Annotated in this window: 17 protein-coding genes; 1 reads left to right on the forward strand and 16 read right to left on the reverse strand. The window is 45.0% G+C overall.

Annotated elements, in window-relative coordinates:
- Nucleotides 1–53: 53 nt before the first annotated feature.
- The 4 genes from AC59GT_RS01950 to AC59GT_RS01965 form a co-directional block, all read right to left on the reverse strand.
- The gene (locus AC59GT_RS01950) at nt 54–1,310 is read right to left on the reverse strand and encodes a pyridoxal phosphate-dependent aminotransferase (protein ID WP_497236076.1); all 1,257 of its coding nucleotides are present in this window, start codon (nt 1,308–1,310) and stop codon (nt 54–56) included.
- A 135-nt stretch (nt 1,311–1,445) separates the two neighbouring features.
- Nucleotides 1,446–2,180, reverse strand: a complete 735-nt coding sequence (locus AC59GT_RS01955; RefSeq protein WP_497236077.1) for an acyl-CoA desaturase — start codon at nt 2,178–2,180, stop codon at nt 1,446–1,448.
- 146 nt (nt 2,181–2,326) lie between these two features.
- Entirely contained in the window at nt 2,327–2,785 is a 459-nt protein-coding gene (locus AC59GT_RS01960; protein WP_497236078.1) for a ferritin-like domain-containing protein, read from the reverse strand.
- A gap of 458 nt (nt 2,786–3,243) precedes the next feature.
- Entirely contained in the window at nt 3,244–4,968 is a 1,725-nt protein-coding gene (locus AC59GT_RS01965; RefSeq protein WP_497236079.1) for a DUF6600 domain-containing protein, read from the reverse strand.
- Nucleotides 4,969–5,147: 179 nt separating this feature from the next.
- Here AC59GT_RS01965 and AC59GT_RS01970 point away from each other — a divergent pair, with 179 nt between their 5' ends.
- Entirely contained in the window at nt 5,148–6,110 is a 963-nt protein-coding gene (locus AC59GT_RS01970; protein ID WP_497236080.1) for an isopenicillin N synthase family dioxygenase, read from the forward strand.
- A gap of 104 nt (nt 6,111–6,214) precedes the next feature.
- Here the strand turns inward: AC59GT_RS01970 and AC59GT_RS01975 are convergent, their stop codons facing one another.
- The 12 genes from AC59GT_RS01975 to AC59GT_RS02030 form a co-directional block, all read right to left on the reverse strand.
- Complete coding sequence (locus AC59GT_RS01975) at nt 6,215–6,964, reverse strand: DUF481 domain-containing protein (RefSeq protein WP_497236081.1); 750 nt, start codon at nt 6,962–6,964, stop codon at nt 6,215–6,217.
- A 146-nt stretch (nt 6,965–7,110) separates the two neighbouring features.
- Entirely contained in the window at nt 7,111–8,007 is an 897-nt protein-coding gene (locus AC59GT_RS01980; RefSeq protein WP_497236082.1) for an SDR family oxidoreductase, read from the reverse strand.
- 89 nt (nt 8,008–8,096) lie between these two features.
- The gene (locus tag AC59GT_RS01985; RefSeq protein WP_497236083.1) at nt 8,097–8,675 is read right to left on the reverse strand and encodes a Crp/Fnr family transcriptional regulator; all 579 of its coding nucleotides are present in this window, start codon (nt 8,673–8,675) and stop codon (nt 8,097–8,099) included.
- A gap of 20 nt (nt 8,676–8,695) precedes the next feature.
- Nucleotides 8,696–9,793 carry an AI-2E family transporter gene (locus tag AC59GT_RS01990; RefSeq protein WP_497236084.1) on the reverse strand — a complete coding sequence of 366 codons (1,098 nt, stop codon included), beginning with the start codon at nt 9,791–9,793 and terminating at the stop codon, nt 8,696–8,698.
- A 90-nt stretch (nt 9,794–9,883) separates the two neighbouring features.
- Nucleotides 9,884–10,126, reverse strand: a complete 243-nt coding sequence (locus AC59GT_RS01995) for a hypothetical protein (protein ID WP_117384552.1) — start codon at nt 10,124–10,126, stop codon at nt 9,884–9,886.
- A gap of 222 nt (nt 10,127–10,348) precedes the next feature.
- Complete coding sequence (locus AC59GT_RS02000; protein WP_497236085.1) at nt 10,349–11,266, reverse strand: glycosyltransferase; 918 nt, start codon at nt 11,264–11,266, stop codon at nt 10,349–10,351.
- Nucleotides 11,267–11,292: 26 nt separating this feature from the next.
- A complete protein-coding gene (locus AC59GT_RS02005; RefSeq protein WP_497236086.1) occupies nt 11,293–12,066 on the reverse strand; it encodes a class I SAM-dependent methyltransferase in 774 nt (257 codons plus the stop codon).
- A 2-nt stretch (nt 12,067–12,068) separates the two neighbouring features.
- Nucleotides 12,069–12,722, reverse strand: coding sequence for an O-methyltransferase (locus AC59GT_RS02010; protein WP_497236087.1), 654 nt, complete (start codon nt 12,720–12,722; stop codon nt 12,069–12,071).
- Nucleotides 12,719–14,050, reverse strand: coding sequence for a flippase (locus tag AC59GT_RS02015; protein WP_497236088.1), 1,332 nt, complete (start codon nt 14,048–14,050; stop codon nt 12,719–12,721). Before AC59GT_RS02015 ends, AC59GT_RS02010 begins: the two co-directional genes overlap by 4 nt.
- 125 nt (nt 14,051–14,175) lie before the next feature.
- Complete coding sequence (gene typA / locus AC59GT_RS02020; RefSeq protein WP_497236089.1) at nt 14,176–15,987, reverse strand: translational GTPase TypA; 1,812 nt, start codon at nt 15,985–15,987, stop codon at nt 14,176–14,178.
- 160 nt (nt 15,988–16,147) lie between these two features.
- Nucleotides 16,148–16,612, reverse strand: a complete 465-nt coding sequence (locus tag AC59GT_RS02025) for a hypothetical protein (protein ID WP_497236090.1) — start codon at nt 16,610–16,612, stop codon at nt 16,148–16,150.
- Nucleotides 16,613–16,682: 70 nt separating this feature from the next.
- Nucleotides 16,683–17,471, reverse strand: a complete 789-nt coding sequence (locus AC59GT_RS02030; RefSeq protein ID WP_497236091.1) for an alpha/beta hydrolase — start codon at nt 17,469–17,471, stop codon at nt 16,683–16,685.
- Nucleotides 17,472–17,548 lie beyond the last annotated feature (77 nt).

Consider the following 17,548-nt stretch of genomic DNA (forward strand, 5'->3'; position numbering starts at 1 on the left):
ACTGTTTCGGGTGTTTCGCTTTGCACAACCGAAACAGTACTTATTTTATAGGCTTAGCTTAGCTTTTGCAACGCAGCTTTTACCCTTGGGAGCAAAGCTTCAATATCCTGAAGGGTACTTGCACCTACAGACGCGCGGAACCAGGCAACATCTTCACCTGTACCAAATGCAGAGAACGGCACGAACGCTGCACCGGCTTCTTTAATAAGGTAAAAGTTAACGTCGGCAGAGTTGTTCAAAACAGTGCCATCTGGTGTGGTTTTGCCAATACAGTCAACCTTTATAGTAAGGTATATGGCACCCATTGGCTCTATCGAGTCTACGTTTAAGCCTTCGGCCTTCATCTGCTGAAAACCTTGGTGCAGTGTGTTTAAGCTCGCCTGTATGTTTGATTTTAGCTGCTCCAGATAGGTGTCTACTGATGCTTCGTCTTTTAAATATTCCGCCATAGCTACCTGTTCAGCTTTAGGTGCCCAGGCACCCATGTGACCTACTATAGCCTTCATGTTATCTATAATACCGGCCGGACCAAAGCCCCAGCCAACACGTACGCCAGTAGCTGCAAAGCATTTAGAACCGCCATCAACGAATACTGTATAGTCCTTTAGTTCGGGACGGAGTGTTACCGGGTTGTAATGCTCGTGCTCACCAAAAGTTAGCTGAGAGTATATCTGATCATACAGTAAATACAATGGTTTTTGATCTGCTGAACGGCTTTTATTTTCTTCAATCACCAGGTCACAAATTTCCTCCAGGTCTTTCTTGCTGAACATGGTACCTGTTGGGTTCAACGGCGAGCAAAGTGCAAGCAGTGTAGCGCCTTTAAGGTGTGGCCTTAACTCTTCTGCAGTAGGCATGAAGTTGTTTTCAGCACGTGTTTCTACAATGATGGGTTCGGCGCCGGTGAGGTCGCAGTAATGGTTGTTATTCCACGACGGTGCGGGAAAAACCACCCAGTCGCCGGGATCAACCAAGGCCAGATATGCCGAATAGATTAAGGGGCGCGAGCCTCCTGATATCAGTATTTGGTTAGCGGCATAATCCAGTTCCATACGGCTTTTCAGAAAACCCGAAACGCTTTCGCGGAGGTTCAGGATGCCATCTGCAGGAGGGTAGTTGGTTTGGTTTTGGTTATAGGCGTTAACGATGCCATCTTTTAGTTCAGCAGGAATAGGGTAGATATTAGAATCAAAATCACCTATAGTTAGATTAGCAATCTTCTGCCCTTGCTTTTTTAATTCGTTTATCTCGCCTGCAATTTTTATGATCTCTGAGCCGCTTAAGTTTTGCGCCAATACCGATACTTTCATCTATAGAATTTTAGAAAGACCAAATATAGTGTTTACAATTAAGAGGCAGGACATCAAGAATCAAGAGAAAACCGGATATAAGAAAGCCGGCAAGGATTTCCTTGCCGGCCTTTATACTTTAGATTGTTATTACCTCTAAGCGTAGGCTTTTCGCAGGCGTATGATCCGCATCCAGTGCATCATTTTCATCACCGGGTACACCGGGTCTATCTCGAACCATTTAGCACCGAAGTTTGCGTTATTCGGGCGCTTGTGGTGATTATTCTGGAACAACTCGCCAAGCATCAAAAAGTCAAAAGGTGTTGTGTTTTTTGATTTGTCGTTATTATCAAAGTTTGCATAGCCATACTTGTGACCGCACCAGTTTACAACCGCTCCGTGAATTGGACCCATCAATAAATGGATAGGCAGCAAAAGGAACATCCACCATTCAGTAGCAAATTGTACGTAAAACGCGATATACAAGCCACCAAATATTAAACGGGATATAACCGAAGATCCCACATAGTCAAGAAATTTCCATTCAGGGTAGTTTCCTTTGAAGCGTTCTTCAGGGTCTTTCAGTCTTTTTTCATGCATTTTGTAGCTGATTGCAGTATACCACATCATCTGGAAAACGTCCTTAAAGAAATGTGGTGAGTGCGGGTCCTTTTCGGTGTCACTGTAAGCATGGTGCTCTCGGTGCATGATTGCATAGGCACGCGGGTTCAAAAATGAAGATCCCTGGAAAACATAAGTCATTACATAAAAGGTGCGCTCAAAGAACTTATTGGTAGTGAACATTTTATGCGAGGCATACCTGTGCAGGAAAAATGTTTGAAAGAACAACGAGAAGAACCAGTGGCAAAGGAAAAAAATCAGTATGATCACAGTATGGGTATTTGGTAGTAGTTATTTATAATGATTACAAATATAACGATAAAAGCGGCGCAGTAGTTTCATAAACTTCAATTCTATCAAATAAAAAAGCCGCTCCGTAATAGGAGCGGCTTTTTATTTAATCAGATCAAAGCTGATTATACCTGTGCGTCGCGAAGGGCCTTAATGGTATCATGCCCTTCATTGATCAATTGTTGCTGTTGTGCAAGCAATTGACTGTGCTCTGGCAATAAGCCGTTGCTTTCTGTTAATGCATCACGGTATGCTTTTTTGATAGCATCTTCGCCGCGTTCACATTCTTCAAGGATGGATTTGCGATCATGACCACTGAATGTAGCTTTCACGTCCAACCAGGTACGGTGGATTGTACCACTTACCGAGTTACCGGTTTCCAGTTCGCCACCAATTTGGCCAACCGCCTGGCTAAGCTCCTGTACAAAACGGCGGCTATCACCTGCAAAGCTTTCAAATACGGTTTTCAGATCGGCATCGCCTTCTCCCAGGTCTTTAGACGCACGGGTAAAGCCATCTACACGGTCATTATTAATCTCTATAAGGTCATTTAGTACTTCAACTGATTTTTCTGTAGTTTCCATGGTAGTTTATGTTGTTTGGTAAGTGTTATGCAACCACCATGCCATAATTAATTTGGAGTTAAATTAATTAAGAAAAACTTACTTCCCGAAGCTTTCATAAGGTACAAACTCCAGTTCGCACTTACCGAAAATAAACAGTGCTGCGCGGCTTTAAAGTAGGTTATCAAGAATGACCTAGGTACGATTTTGTTCAAAAGTGTTCAGCTTTTTTTGCCAAACGTATTTTGAACGCTTTATGAACACTTGTTAGCGGTAGCCGAAAAACTGTTTAAATAGCATCAATATGCTTGTTTTTGGCCGATAATCTATACAGGATGCTTTAAAAACCACACCATTTCACAACGCTAAATGAAAATAAATTTGCAACCAATAGGGTAAGTTGCAGGTGTAAAGTAAAGGTGCTAAAACAAAAAACGGACGCCCGATAATGGCGTCCGTTATATGCTAATAAGGATGGCTTACGGTCTGCCGGGACGACCTGGGCGCTGGCCTTGCGACTGTTGTTGTTGCTGGCGCTGCTGATCCTGTTGTTGCCTCTGCTGCTCTTGCTGCTGGCGTTGTTGATCTTGTTGTTGCCTTTGTTGCTCCTGCTGCTGGCGTTGCTGGTCACGCTGTTGTTGCATCTGCTGGCGTTGCTGATCTTGCTGCTGTCTTTGCTGCTCGCGCTGCTGCTGCATTTGCTGGCGTTGTTGTTCCTGCTGTTGCTGGCGGGCCTGGTCTTGCTGCTGGCGTTGTACCTGCTGCTGTTGCATTTGGTCGCGCTGTTGTTGCATCTGCTGCCTTTGCTGTTCGCGTTGTTGCTGCATTTGCTGGCGTTGCTGATCGTTCTGCTGACCCTGTTGCCCCTGCTGCTGGCGTTGTTGTTCGCGTTGCTGCTGCCATTGCTGCCTTTGCTGTTGTTGCTGCTGGCGTTGCTGGTCGGTTTGTTGGCCTGGCTGTCCCTGCTGCCCTTGTTGCTGGCGTTGTTGTTCGCGCTGCTGCCGCCATTGTTGTGTTTGCTGTTGCTGCTGCTGGCGCTGTTCATCTGTAAGCTGGCCGCCTTGTTGTTGGCGTTGCTGCTGCCATTGCTGGCGCTGCTGCTGCCATTGCTGGCGTTGCTGCTGGCGCTGCTGGTCTGTTTGCTGGTTATTACTGTTGTCACCGGGACGGCTGTTGCGGTACGTACCGCCTTGCTGGCCGTTACCGTTGTTCATGCCGGGGCGATTTATGTTGCCCGGGTTAGCCATGCCTCTGCGGTCATTATTAATCCTAACATACCTGCTGTCGGGATTGTTGGACCGTGCGTCGTTTGCCAGCCTTTGTGCGTTCTGGCCCTGTGTTACCGCTCCAAAGCGGCCGTCGTTCCGGCCAATACGCTGACCGGGGTTCTGCTGGCGGTAAGCTGCCCCGTCCACCACTCGTGTAGGGCGTGCATTGCCGTTGTTACGAATGTTAGGCCGGTAAAAATTAACCGAATTGCTGTTAATAGTGGTACTACCGGGACGGTTAATGTTGGTTACATTGTACATACGTACCGGCCTGTTGGTGCGGCGTTGTATATCCTCACGGCGCGGCCCGCTAAAGAACTGACGGTTATTGTACCTGTAGGTGTCATGTATATAGCTGGAGCGTGCGTATATGGTACGTACCCTGGTATAAGGCACACAGTAGTTGTATACGTTAGGGGAGTTAATGTACGCGTACGGTGCAAACGACCAGTAATTGTCTGGTATATAATAGTTGCTGCTATAGGCCAGATCAAAGCTTACCTGTGGTGTAAGCGGTGCCCATCCATAGTAGCCCTCGCTTTCGCGCCAGTCTACCCAGGCAGGTGCCCATTCATTACCTGGTATCCATTCCCAGCCGTAATAGTCGTCATAGGTCCAGCGGCCATAGTGGAACGCTGCCCAGCCCCAGTCATAGTCAGACACCCAGGTGTTACCATACTCGGTATACACCCAATGCCCGTTTGTTGCATACGGGCGAAAGTCCTGGTCTACATCAGGTACCCAAACATCGCCATACCTGGCATCATTAACCCATGTGCCGTAGGGCGATAGCTCATCGTAAAATTCCTGGTTAGATATATATCCGTTATTTTGGGTCTGGTATTCATCGTCCTGTGCCATAGTAACGGCAGGCGAGCAGGAAGAGAGCGCTAACGCTACAATGCCAAGTCCCAGTAATTTATTTAAGTATTTCATAATAGTTTCCTGATAATAGAAGGTTTACAACATTAGGACTCAACTAACCTTAAAACGTTTAAACAATAAATAGTTTTCGGCCTTATTATCAGGAAGAAACAAACACCGGGTAAATTTTAGGATATTTACCTGTCATCCGTATTTAAATTGAATATTTTTGCAAGCATAAATCTGATATCATGAGTACTGTAAACATTCCGCGCCTTGATCTGAACACCTACATCAACGGCTCTGCCGAAGAAAAGAAACAATTTTCTGATGCTATTGGCAAAGCCTTTAATGAAACCGGCTTTGTTACCATCACCAACCATGGCTTAAGTAAAGAGCTGATCGATAAATTGTACGAGCAGGTTAAAGCGTTATTTGCGCTGCCCGAAGAAACTAAATTGCAGTATGAAGTACCAGAACTGGCAGGACAGCGCGGCTATACCGGAAAAAATAAAGAGACTGCTAAAGGCCTTAAAGTGCCTGACCTGAAGGAGTTTTGGCAGATAGGCCAGTTTTTGCCAGATGATGCTCCTGAAAAGGCAAGCTACCCGGATAACATACAGGTGAAGGAATTGCCTGATTTTAATATTATTACCGAAGATGTTTATAAAAAGCTGGAAGCAGCAGGCAAGCACCTGTTGCGTGCTATTGCGGTGTACGTGGGTTTAAGCGAGAATTATTTTGATGATAAGGTGGAGCACGGCAACTCGATATTGCGTACGCTGCACTACTTTCCAATAACAGATCCGGATAGCCTGCCCGATGATGCCGTACGCGCCGGTGCCCACGAGGATATCAACCTTATTACGTTACTGATAGGTGCAAGTGCCGATGGGCTGGAGCTGCTTACCCGCGATAATACCTGGTTCCCGGTTACTGCCTTTGGCGAGGACCTGGTAGTGAATGTTGGTGATATGCTGCAAAGGCTCACCAACAACAAGCTAAAATCTACCACGCACCGGGTGGTGAACCCGTCAAGAGAGCAGATGAAGAACTCGAGATTTTCTGTTCCGTTTTTCCTGCACCCAAAATCAGGTATGGACCTTACCTGCCTGCCGTCGACCATTGATGCCGACCATCCAAAAATGTACGAAGACATTACAGCCGGCGAATACCTTGACGAGCGCCTGAGGGAAATAGGATTAAAGAAGTAAGAGAGAATAACAAGATACTTGAAAGCCGGCCCATTAGCCGGCTTTTTTTATGAATATACTTTTACGGAGCAGCTATGTTTAATTAAGTATTTAGCAGATAACTCCTAGAAATACTTGTCCAGTGTGAGCCCGTAGGTGAAGTTGAGGTTATCACTCCGCGTAATGTTCATTTTATTATAGTTGAGTGTTGTGGTCAGGCTTATCCACTTACGTAGTTTTATGCCTAGTGTAGTGGTGGATCGTATAATGTAATCGTTTCCGTTAGAAAGCGAGCTTTGCAGGAAACTGCTTTCATCAAAGGTAAGCAGGTCTTTAAGCTGCATGTGAAACTGTAACCGAAATGAATTGCGATAGGTGTGATATATTAGGTCGGCAAGCAAGTTACTTTTATCGTACAGGATACCGTCGCTTAGGTTAAGATAGAGGTCTTTCTTGTCTATAAACTTATAGGCAATACCTGCCCCTGCTAAAAACTGGTTGTTGATGCCCAACGAGTAGCTTGTATTATAGTTAACCAGTCCCCAGTAATAAAAATGCGGAAAGGTTTTATACAGGTCGAAGTTTAAGGACGAGGAAAAATCGTTGTTGGTAAGCTCCCTATTTTGTTTGCCATATATCCAGGTGCTGCTGGAGTTTAAGACGATGCTTTTCTTTTTTACGCCGAAACCAAAGGAATTATTAAGCAGGTAGGCCCTGTCGTTATTTGTTTTATTGATAGAACCCGTAGAAGCCAGTATGGCGTGGTAGTAGGTAGAATCGTTGAATTGGGCATAAACCGCGGGGCACCAAAAAGTGAACATGGTCATTATCAATACCTTACTTGCCCGGCCCCTGCATACGTCTGCTTTAGTCATATTAGGGGTAACGCAGGTTTGTCGTGTCTGTTTGTAAACAGCCAAAATGAGCATCATGCCGTATACGGGTTAACGGCCGTAAATAATAAACCCGGGTTGCCGGCAATGCAGCCCGGGTTTACAGGATGATGAGCGTTCCCGAACGATTAACTTTTAAAATACGTTCCGTTTTCCAGGTCTTCTAAAAGTGATAGGTGGGTAGGCTCCCATCCCAATGTATCTTTTGTTTTCTGGAAGGATGTAGGGTTATCAATAGCAACAAAGTGGGATATCCAGCCGAAATGCGCAGCGGCTTCTTCGGGTGTTTGAGATACCGCAGGCAAGTTAAGGTGTTTGCTTATTACCTCCGCTATTTCACGCATGGGTACACCTTCTTCAGCAGCACCATGATAAACTGCGTTGGCAGCACCGTTTTCCAGTGCCAGCCGGTATAAGCGGGCAGCATCAAGGCGGTGCACAGCCGGCCAGCGGTTAGCGCCCCCGTTAACGTAGGCTACAATACCTTTTTCCCTGGCAATATTAATAAGCGTAGGTACAAAGCCGTGGTCGCCATCACCGTGTACAGATGGCGACAAGCGCACCACTGATACGTTTACACCGCGTGCCGCTACTACCGCGGCAGCTTCATCAGAAGCAAGGCGCGGGATGATGTCAGATGTAACTGCCGGCTTGCTGTCCTCCGTAGCAACACCGTTGCCTGCTACCAACGCGGTACCTGAAGTAATAATAAGTGGCCGTTGAGACCCCTCTAATACCGAACCCATGGCGATGATGATCTGGCGGTCGGCCTCGCAATTGGCCTTGTACCTAGAAAAATCGTGATTGAAAGCGGTGTGGATAACGCCATCGCATTGTGCTGCCCCTTGTTTAAGGCTTTCCAGGTCATCAATGTCTCCGCGGTGCACCTCGGCACCCGCTGCAGTAAGCGCCTGTGCAGATGCATCTGAACGGGCAAGGCCAAGTACCTGGTGCCCTGCCGCTATAAGTTCCTGAACAACGGCTGAGCCTACAAAGCCCGAAGCGCCGGTTACAAATACTCGCATGTTTAATGTTTTTAGTTTAACAGATAAATTACTATGCAAAGGTGCGCTATGGCCGGTGCTATAGCGAGGACATTTGTCACCGTTTTAATTTACCGTTTAACCTGCGAATTGCGTACGCGGCTTAATGTTTCGCGCGATAAGCCCAGGTAACTTGCTACCATGTGCAGGGGTACGCGTGCAAATACACCAGGGTGGGTACTGATGAATTCGTCGTATTTTTCTTCGGCAGATGAACTGATGGCGCTGAATATACGCTGCCTGCTTATACTAAGGCTGGCCGACTTAACCTTTTCTGAAAAGAGCTTAAGCTCGGGCATTACAGATAGAAATTCGTCGAAATCCTTTTTAGTCCACAGCAGAATACGGCTGTCTTCCAGTGCATCTACAATATAGTTTGATGGGGTGCGGTTTTCGTAGCTTTCCGGATCGGTGGTCCAATGGTTCTCGGGCGAAAACTGGATGATGTATTCGGTACCGTCCTCTTTGGTGCGGTAGGTACGCAGCAGCCCTTTAATTACAAGTATTTTATAGCGGCAGATCTCGCCTTTACCCAGGATGATTTCCTTTTTTCGCACAACCCGTTCCGTTGCACGGGAATATAAAAGCTCCAGCTCACTTTTAGAAAGCTCGGCATGGGTTTTCATGTACGCCAGGAATTCATCAAACATCACGTCAAAAATACAGGCTTTTAGCTGCTCTTTTTAAACAATCGTGTAAGAAAGTTTCCCTCATCGCTTTTTTTCTCCCGCGGCGGGCCAATCAGGAAACCAATATCATTTAACGGCTCGCAGTTATCGCAAACGATCTTGAAGATGCCCAGCAACGGCACCGCCACCACCATGCCGGCTATCCCCCAAACTTCCTCGCCGACGACAATGATGAGAATGGTAAAGACGGGATTGATGTTGAGCCTGTCGCCCACTACTAGCGGTTCCAGAATGTAAGTTTGCAACAGCTGCACGCACCCATAGGTGATGAGAATGCCAGCAATGGTACCTGAATCGCCACCCTGTGCAAGCGACATTAACACCGTAATGGATGTGCCTGTAACGTTACCGGCAAACGGAACCAGCTCCAGTATACCGCATAAAATAGCAAAGAAGATGGCATTCTTCACGCCAACAATAGAAAAGCCGATGCCGTACATTACCCACAACATCACGATCATAAGGCCCAATCCGCCAAGGTAACTTTGTGTAACCGAGCTTGCATTTTGAAGCACATCTTTGGCGGTTTCGCGGTTATTTCGGCTTAGCAGGCGCAGTATAAACGCTTTAAAATGCGCACGGAAGTAAATGAACAAAAAGGTATAAACCAGTACCAGTATGGCATCTATAAGTATACCGGCGAATGAACCTACAAGGGTGGTAATAAGCCCGGTTACACGTTCCATACCGCCACCCTGCTGCTCTTTGATCATCTTTTGCTGCTCGGCCTTGGATATGCCGAAGCTGTTTTGAATGTAGCTTTTTACCCCTTCAATAAGAGATGCAACCCGTTTCTCAATCTTGGAAAGGTCCTGCAACAAATCGCTTAACTGCGTTTCAAGCAAGAAGATAACACCGCTTATTAGCAGGAGCAGGCAAATAACACTTAAAAGCGATGCAATGCCGTTATTTACGCCTTTACGCTGCAGCCAATGGCAAACAGGCAGTAGCAGCATAGCCAGTATGGCACCAAATGTTAGCGGTATAAATACCGGAGCCCCAACGTACAGTATCCCAAAAACCAATACGAAGAGCATTAAAATGCGAAGCGTTTGGTTAAAGTTGTTTACGGTAGTCAAAGTACTGGTAAATAAGTGTGGAATGAAATGAATAACACCTTAATCCTGCGCACGCATGAGCAAGATCAAGGTGTGAATATGATCGGGCCGTTAGCCCAGGATCCTTTTTTTGATGTAATCTACGGCTGAGTCCGGAAGGTCGTTACCGGCGGTTTGCACCAATGTGCCGTCTTGCTGTAAGGTAAGCTCGGCGGTGATGTTGTCGTCTATACAAACGTTAAACTTGTCTTGTTCCTTTACTACGGTGCACGATAACTCGCGACCCGAATAGTGTATCATAAACTCGTATTTACCGTCTTTTTCTGCAGGAGCGGTGTCTTTTTCGTCAATCATAGGTTTGGTATTTTTATTTATAACACCAAATGTGCCCTCATGTTTTTAAACAAAAAAAGAGAAAACCGGGAGGCCATCTCTTTTATGCTTTTTACTGATCTTATTATTAAATCATAAAGAACGTTAGGTTTATAACTGGTTTAATAATATTACAAATATAATCTCTATAGGAGTACAAGACTAATGTTATTTGTTAACAAAGCTGAAGTATTTAACATTCACTCAAGTTTTTTTGATGTATTTGCTTTTGAGTTGTTGTAAAAGGCGCAAACCACGCTGCAGTAAAGAACCCTTCCGGTTCTTGAGAAAGTATTTGATAGCGTTATAAGCCGGTATATTTTCCTGAATAATATCCGGAAAATATTTAACGGGCTGCTTCGATATTTGTACGGTGTAAGTATTTTCTATATTGGAATGTGTGCCGCTGCCATCGTGCCCGATGTTGTGCACCAGCGAATGTGAAGGATTTAGGGTAAGCCCTCCTTTTAAAAACACCGAAGCATACCACCGTATAGCCCAGGAATTGTTTTTGCCGGCTTTGAAGTCTTCCATCTGTTTCCAAAAGTTCATGCTATGCTCAATAGAGAACTGGTTGATCTTTTCTTTATCAAACTGCCGCATCAGTTTATCTACATCCGGTTCAAAGTTGTCCCAGGCGCGTTTCCAGGTGGCCCAGCCCCAGCTAAATGCAGCCCGAAAGAAAAAGGTCTCAGGCAGGGTTTTATCCGGAAGGTTAAACATATATGCGCCAATGTGCATCACCTTGTCTTCTTTTACATAACGATCAAGTGCATCGTTAAAAAACTGCAGCGTATATGGTGAGGAAAGCAGGTCGTCTTCGTAAACTATCACCTTGCCATAATCATTCACCAGGTGTGTCACCCCGCTGATGATAGAATTTGCCAGCCCAAGGTTTTGCGGACGCTCTATTACTTTCACAGATTTAAACCCAATAGTTTGGGCAGCAATTTCACGTACCTGCTGTACGCTGGCGTTATCTGCATCGGTTTTTGGGCCGTCGCAGAAAATGAACAACCGGGATTCATCTGCCAGCAGGTTTTTTTGTAAATAGCTTATTGTCCGCCGGGTGTGTTCCGGGCGGTTATAAACAAAAAGCGCTATAGGGGCAAGGGTCGACAATTAACAAAGATGTGGATAGTCCGAACTTAAAATATATTTGCCTGTTTACCTGTTTTGCTGCAAAGCACTGTATAGGCATTTGCATAACGCTCGGTAGCTTTTTCGCCGCCAAGCTTACTCAGGGTACCTTTCACTGCAAATTCGGCAGCAATTTTGAGGTTGGTTACAAAGCTTTTTGATTTCTTTTGGTTGATGTAAGTATTAAACTTAGTTACCTCGGGTTCAATCATGGAGGTAAGGTCTTTCTCCACTTCGTACCCTTCTGTTTTGAGCAGGTACCGCAGTGAAGTAGGTGTATATACATTAATGTGCCCATAAGCCAGGAAATGGTTTATACGCTTATCTACACCAGGTTTATAATCCAGCGGAACTTCTATCACGAAGTTTTTAGCCACGCGTTTAAGCTCCCTGAGTAACAAGCGTTCGTGTTCTACGTGTTCCAGTACATGGGAGAGAATGATGAGATCAAAACTGTCATCTTCAAACGGGAGATGATAACCATCAAATTCCTGTACTGACGCAAGGCCTTTTATATCTCTTGTTTGTATATGCGCTACACCGCTTGCTGATATTTCTACAGCGTGGTACTCGGGGGCAAAGTTTGCGTCGGCAAGGTATTTTAGTATACTGCCGTCGCCAGCCCCAACTTCCAGCACCTTTTTAAACGTTTTACCGGCACAAACCTCAATAATATGCTGAGCCTTGTATTTGGCGCCCAACATGCGCCAGGCTTCGTCATGTTTTTGATAGAATTCGTCGTACGCGGTTTTTACATTCCCGCTTAATTTGTCATCAGCCATAATTATATATTAAGGCAGTTTTCAGCTTTGTAGAATATGGATGTGGATTTACGATAGAACAAACCAGGCGAAATACCGCTGAAGGAGAGTTCCCTGTAGCCGGCCGCTCTTAAGAAATCACCGCCTTCTTTATAGATACTACGTTCCGAGTCGTCCAGTACTACCACACCACCGGGGTTAAGTGCCGCCAGCGATTGCTTACAGCAATTTACCCTATCGCGGCCATCAACTATAATAATGTCAAATTTCTTATTAAGCGTTAATGGCATACGGCAATACTCACCATCTTTTTGCAAGGCGGAAAAGATGATCTCTGAATTTTTGGTTCGCTTAGGTGAGTTTTTTATCTTGTTGTACCATTCTTTGTCGTGCTCCACAGATACTACGTTGCCGGCAAGCCGCGCGTAAAAGTAGGTAGAATTGCCAGAGCCAAATTCAAAAACTGAAAGCTTCTTGTTCAGCCTGCCTTCTATAAAATCAATAAAGGAGTAAGTTACCCACGGAATAGGGCGGCCTTCACCATCTACAGGAGATTTGCTATCTAAAGCTTTGAACCAGCCTATCTGGGCCAGGTATCCTTTGTTACCAAAAGATAGCAACGAACGCAAATGCGACGGCTTGGACAGTACTTTTATTAATGACGAAAATGTGCTCAACGGTTTGTTAGTTTTTGAAAAAGTGAAATTAAAAATATTGATCGTAACATCATTACTCCCTGCTGCCTTGTTTTTGGGATAAGTATAATAAAAAAGGTAGCCACACCATAAGCTATAAGCGTAGCGTAAGCTGCGCCAATAATGCCATATGCGGGTATGAGAAAGATATTTAATACGATATTAACCACGGCCCCAATACCGGTGCGAAGCATAGAGAGTTTGAAGTATCCTTCGGCAATTAAATATTGACCGCTTGCGCTTCCCAGGAAAACAAACACGCCAGCCCATACATGTACTGATAGCACAGGCGCTCCGGGCCAGTAGGCCGGCTTATACAGCAGGTGGAAGATCAGGTTAGAGCCCAGGCTCATTACCAGCGCTATACTTACGCTAAGTACAATCATCAGATCATACATGTTCTGGAGGCGTTTGTGATAGCGCTCCGGATCTGTTTTGCGGGCATGTATCAGGGCGGGGAACACGGAAGATACTATCGCCACGGGAATAAAGTACCAGTTTTCACTTAAAGCAGCGGCATTTACATAAACACCTAATTCGCTCGCTTTAGTAAACATAGGTATCATCACCTGGTCTATTTTCATGTATATAGTTACCAGGATGGCCGAGAATGCGAGCGGCCACGAATGTTTAAGCAAGTAGCCCGTGATGCGCTTATCGTATCGCCATTCGCTAATGCTGTTGCCATTTCTTTTATATAACACCAGGTATCCTAACGCCAGTAGTGAGGTATCAAACAACAGCGACCAGATAAACCAGATCAGTGGCAGCTTAAGTACGATGAAAACAAGCTTAATTAAGGCGGAAATTATATTTCCGGATACCTGAACATACATAATGTTTTTTCCCTGCACCCTGGACTGGAAAAAGCTGTCAATAATGTTTACCGATTGCACTGCCGAGGAACAGGCGACTATTAATACATAGGTAAGCGGGGTTTCCAGCGGTTTTGCTAGTGATAACAGCAGGTAAACAATGTATACCAACGGTAAGGTTAATACACCGGCTGTAAGCCGCATCCAAAAAGCTGTGCCTAATAAAGTGTTTTTACGTTCAGGATGGTTCAGCAGTTCGCGGGTGATAAAACCGTCTAGTCCAAGCGCAGCAATAGCCATTGTAAAAGTTACAATAGCCATAGGGTAATTTAAGATGCCAAACTGTTCAGTACTTAAATACCTCGACAGCAATACGCTGTTGATTAAAAACTTGACCACCATGCTGCCTACCCTGGCAATCAGCAACCACCCCGTATTCTTAAAATACTTTTCTAAAGCTTGCTGATCAAAACCGGGAATGCTTGGTATGCGCATGGTAGCTGGCAAAGATAGTAATTAGAGAGCAGTGATTAATGTACAGAGGCTGGGTGGTTTTGCAAACACCGGGTACAAAAAAGGCATCCGTAAAACGGATGCCTTTTATATTAAGTAAGACCCAATTACTGGCTCTGGAACTTTTTAGCGTTTATTTTACGCTCGTTCTCGTTAAGGTATATCTTACGCATACGGATGCTTTGCGGGGTTACCTCAATGTATTCGTCAGCCTGGATGTACTCCATTGATTCTTCAAGCGAGAATTTGATAGCAGGGGCTATACGTACGTTGGTATCGCTACCTGATGCGCGCATGTTGGTTAACTGCTTGCCTTTAGTAAGGTTGATAACCAAATCGTTATCACGAATATGCTCGCCAAGTACCTGTCCTTCGTAGATATCTACACCCGGATCGATAAAGAAACGGCCGCGATCCTGTAATTTATCAATTGCAAAAGCAGTGGTTTTGCCGGTATCCATAGAAACTAGTACACCATTTAAGCGGCCCGGAATCTGGCCCTTCCAAGGCTCATATGCTTTAAAGCGGTGAGCCATAATTGCCTCGCCACCAGTGGCAGTAAGTACGTTGTTACGTAAACCGATAATACCACGTGCAGGGATATCAAACTCTAAATGCTGTAAATCGCCTTTTGGTTCCATTACAAGCAGGTCGCCTTTACGCTGTGTAACCAGCTCAATAACCTTACCGGCAACATCGCCTGGTACGTCAACAATCAGAGTTTCAACCGGCTCGCATTTAACACCGTTTATTTCTTTGATGATAACCTGTGGCTGGCCAACCTGTAGCTCGTAGCCTTCGCGACGCATGGTCTCGATCAATACCGACAAGTGAAGAATACCGCGACCGTACACCAGGTATGAATCAGGAGATTCGGTCTCAACTATCTTCAATGCCAGGTTCTTTTCCATCTCTTTGTACAAACGATCGCGCAGGTGGCGTGATGTTACAAACTTACCCTCTTTACCAAAGAAAGGTGAGGTGTTGATAGTGAAGAGCATGTTCATGGTAGGCTCGTCAATTTTGATTACCTCTAATTGCTCAGGGTTTTCAAAATCAGCAATGGTATCACCAATGTCAAAGCCGTCTATACCTACAACAGCGCAAATGTCACCGGCACTTACCGACGTAGCTTTGACTTTACCCAAGCCTTCGAAAGTGTAAAGTTCTTTGATACGTGATTTCTGGATAGTTCCATCGCGTTTTACCAATGATACCGGCTGGTTCTCTTTGATAACACCACGGGCAACACGGCCAATAGCAATACGGCCCACGAAAGATGAGTAATCTAACGAGGTGATCTGCATTTGCAAAGTACCTTCATTTATAGGCGCTGGTGGAATGTTAGCTAAAATTGCATCCATCAACGGGAAGATATCTTCCGTTGGTTTTTTATAGTCGGTGCTCATCCAGCCTTGTTTAGACGAACCGTAAATAACCGGGAAATCCAGTTGATCTTCAGTTGCCTCAAGGTTGAAGAAAAGTTCAAATATCTGTTCGTAAACTTCTTCAGGGCGGCAGTTTTCTTTATCTACTTTGTTTACAACCACAATAGGTTTCAAGCCAAGTGCCAGAGCTTTTTGGGTAACAAAGCGGGTTTGAGGCATAGCGCCTTCAAATGCATCGCAAAGTAATAGTACGCCATCCGCCATTTTTAATACACGCTCAACCTCGCCGCCAAAGTCGGCGTGACCGGGAGTATCAATAATGTTGATCTTAACGTCTTTGTACTTAACTGATACGTTTTTAGATACGATTGTGATACCACGCTCACGTTCAAGATCGTTGTTGTCAAGTATCAATTCACCAGTTTCCTGGCCATCGCGAAAGATCTCGCAGCTGTGTAAAATCTTGTCAACCAAAGTGGTTTTACCGTGGTCAACGTGTGCGATGATCGCAATATTTCTTATTTTTTGCATAAAATGCGGACTCTAAATTTTGCGCAAAGGTACGGTTATTAAATGGGATAAAAAAACGGCAACTGGTTTTTACAATTGTTTGATGGAGAGTTAATTCCAACTTAATGTATCCGCTAACGTACTGTGATATCTGCTTTTGTGCATTTAAGCGGCATTGCTGTTAGAATCCCCTAAACCATGGCCTGTGTACCAATGGTGAAAAAGCCCAGGGAATAGAGCTCAGGATTACTAATAATCCGATGCTGAACCAAATGGCCTGCGTGCGAAACTTTTCAAGATCGTTAGCCTTACGTTTAGCTTTAGATGAACCTACAGTAATAATTGCAATGGCAATAAACATCATGGTGACATGCTCCATACCGAAAAATCGTACATCGCGCATCCGAACTGCCGTGCCGAAGTTGTGAACGAAATACGTGGTAATTGGGCTTACTACATATAGCCACAATCCTAATAGGAATTGTATATGCGAAATAGTAGCCGTTATATGCCTTACCTTGTTATCAAAGTCGGTATACGCCTTTTTAGCGAGCCATCCATGATAAGAACGGCATATAGCAAACAGCAAAATGGCCAGCACCAGCCAACGGATAAGCGAGTGAAGAGGAAGAATTAGGTTGTACATGTAAGCTTAAAGACGAACAGACAAATAAAACATTTTAAAGCAGAAAAGATAATTTCCCGTTTATGTCTATCTATTTTCCAAACGCCCAGCACAGGAACTTGGGCATTGCTTTGCCCCAGGTTTCTGTATCGTGTTTACCGCCTACTACTTCCAGGTACTGTATGTCTGCAGGGCGGGTGTAGCCTTTCTTTTCCAACTCTATAATAATATCGATAGTATCATCTATCGAATCAATAATGCCATTTTTGTTCCGGTCGGCAGTTTCGTCCCTGGTACCGGTCTGCAGCCAGAATTTTAATTCCGGTTTGCCTTCGGTAGCTTTAATAACGCTGTGCATCAAACGGTCGTCAGCAGTATAACCTTTCGCCAGGTCCTTACTTCTCCACCAGAAGGACGCAGAAAAAGCACCAACTTTATCAAAAAGTTCCGGGTTATTCCAGGCAACGTCAAACGCGGTTAACCCTCCGAGGGAGCATCCCGCAAAAGCGGTGCTTTCAAAATGCTCTATGCCGGTCTCCTGGTATATCCCTGGTAATAGTTCGTTAACAATAAATTGAGTGTACAGGTTGGCCTTATCGCCGCGGTTTTTATAATCCGCTTTACCTGCTATGCCGTATTCCTGCAGGCGATCTTCACCTGCATGTATAGCAACCACAAGTACCGGGCGTAAACAGTTGCGCTCGTACAGGTTTTCCATGGTATCCACAAGTTTTAAGTTTCCCAGTTCCTGCCCGTCGTTTAATAATAACAGGTGCATAGGCTCCATTACACCCTCGTCAGATGGCAGCAACAGGGTGCAGGTAACGTCGCGCCCGAGTACGTCAGAGTTTATTATTAATTCCTGTGTGGTAATAGTCATTTTAGTAGTTGTACTGTATAGGTACATATAGTTTAACAATTAAGGGGCACAAAGGTAAGCGTACTTTTCATTAAAAT

The sequence above is a fragment of the Mucilaginibacter sp. 320_HR genome (genome assembly GCF_059691875.1).

Excerpts from the sequence above, each read along its gene's own strand:
- AC59GT_RS02025 (WP_497236090.1), bottom strand. The coding sequence starts at position 16,612 with ATGTACAACCTAATTCTTCCTCTTCACTCGCTTATCCGTTGGCTGGTG.
- AC59GT_RS01975 (WP_497236081.1), bottom strand. The coding sequence starts at position 6,964 with ATGACTAAAGCAGACGTATGCAGGGGCCGGGCAAGTAAGGTATTGATA.
- AC59GT_RS02005 (WP_497236086.1), bottom strand. The coding sequence starts at position 12,066 with ATGGCTGATGACAAATTAAGCGGGAATGTAAAAACCGCGTACGACGAA.
- AC59GT_RS01980 (WP_497236082.1), bottom strand. The coding sequence starts at position 8,007 with ATGCGAGTATTTGTAACCGGCGCTTCGGGCTTTGTAGGCTCAGCCGTT.
- AC59GT_RS01950 (WP_497236076.1), bottom strand. The coding sequence starts at position 1,310 with ATGAAAGTATCGGTATTGGCGCAAAACTTAAGCGGCTCAGAGATCATA.
- typA (WP_497236089.1), bottom strand. The coding sequence starts at position 15,987 with ATGCAAAAAATAAGAAATATTGCGATCATCGCACACGTTGACCACGGT.
- AC59GT_RS01985 (WP_497236083.1), bottom strand. The coding sequence starts at position 8,675 with ATGTTTGATGAATTCCTGGCGTACATGAAAACCCATGCCGAGCTTTCT.
- AC59GT_RS02030 (WP_497236091.1), bottom strand. The coding sequence starts at position 17,471 with ATGACTATTACCACACAGGAATTAATAATAAACTCTGACGTACTCGGG.
- AC59GT_RS02015 (WP_497236088.1), bottom strand. The coding sequence starts at position 14,050 with ATGCGCATACCAAGCATTCCCGGTTTTGATCAGCAAGCTTTAGAAAAG.
- AC59GT_RS01960 (WP_497236078.1), bottom strand. The coding sequence starts at position 2,785 with ATGGAAACTACAGAAAAATCAGTTGAAGTACTAAATGACCTTATAGAG.
- AC59GT_RS01970 (WP_497236080.1), top strand. The coding sequence starts at position 5,148 with ATGAGTACTGTAAACATTCCGCGCCTTGATCTGAACACCTACATCAAC.
- AC59GT_RS01995 (WP_117384552.1), bottom strand. The coding sequence starts at position 10,126 with ATGATTGACGAAAAAGACACCGCTCCTGCAGAAAAAGACGGTAAATAC.
- AC59GT_RS01965 (WP_497236079.1), bottom strand. The coding sequence starts at position 4,968 with ATGAAATACTTAAATAAATTACTGGGACTTGGCATTGTAGCGTTAGCG.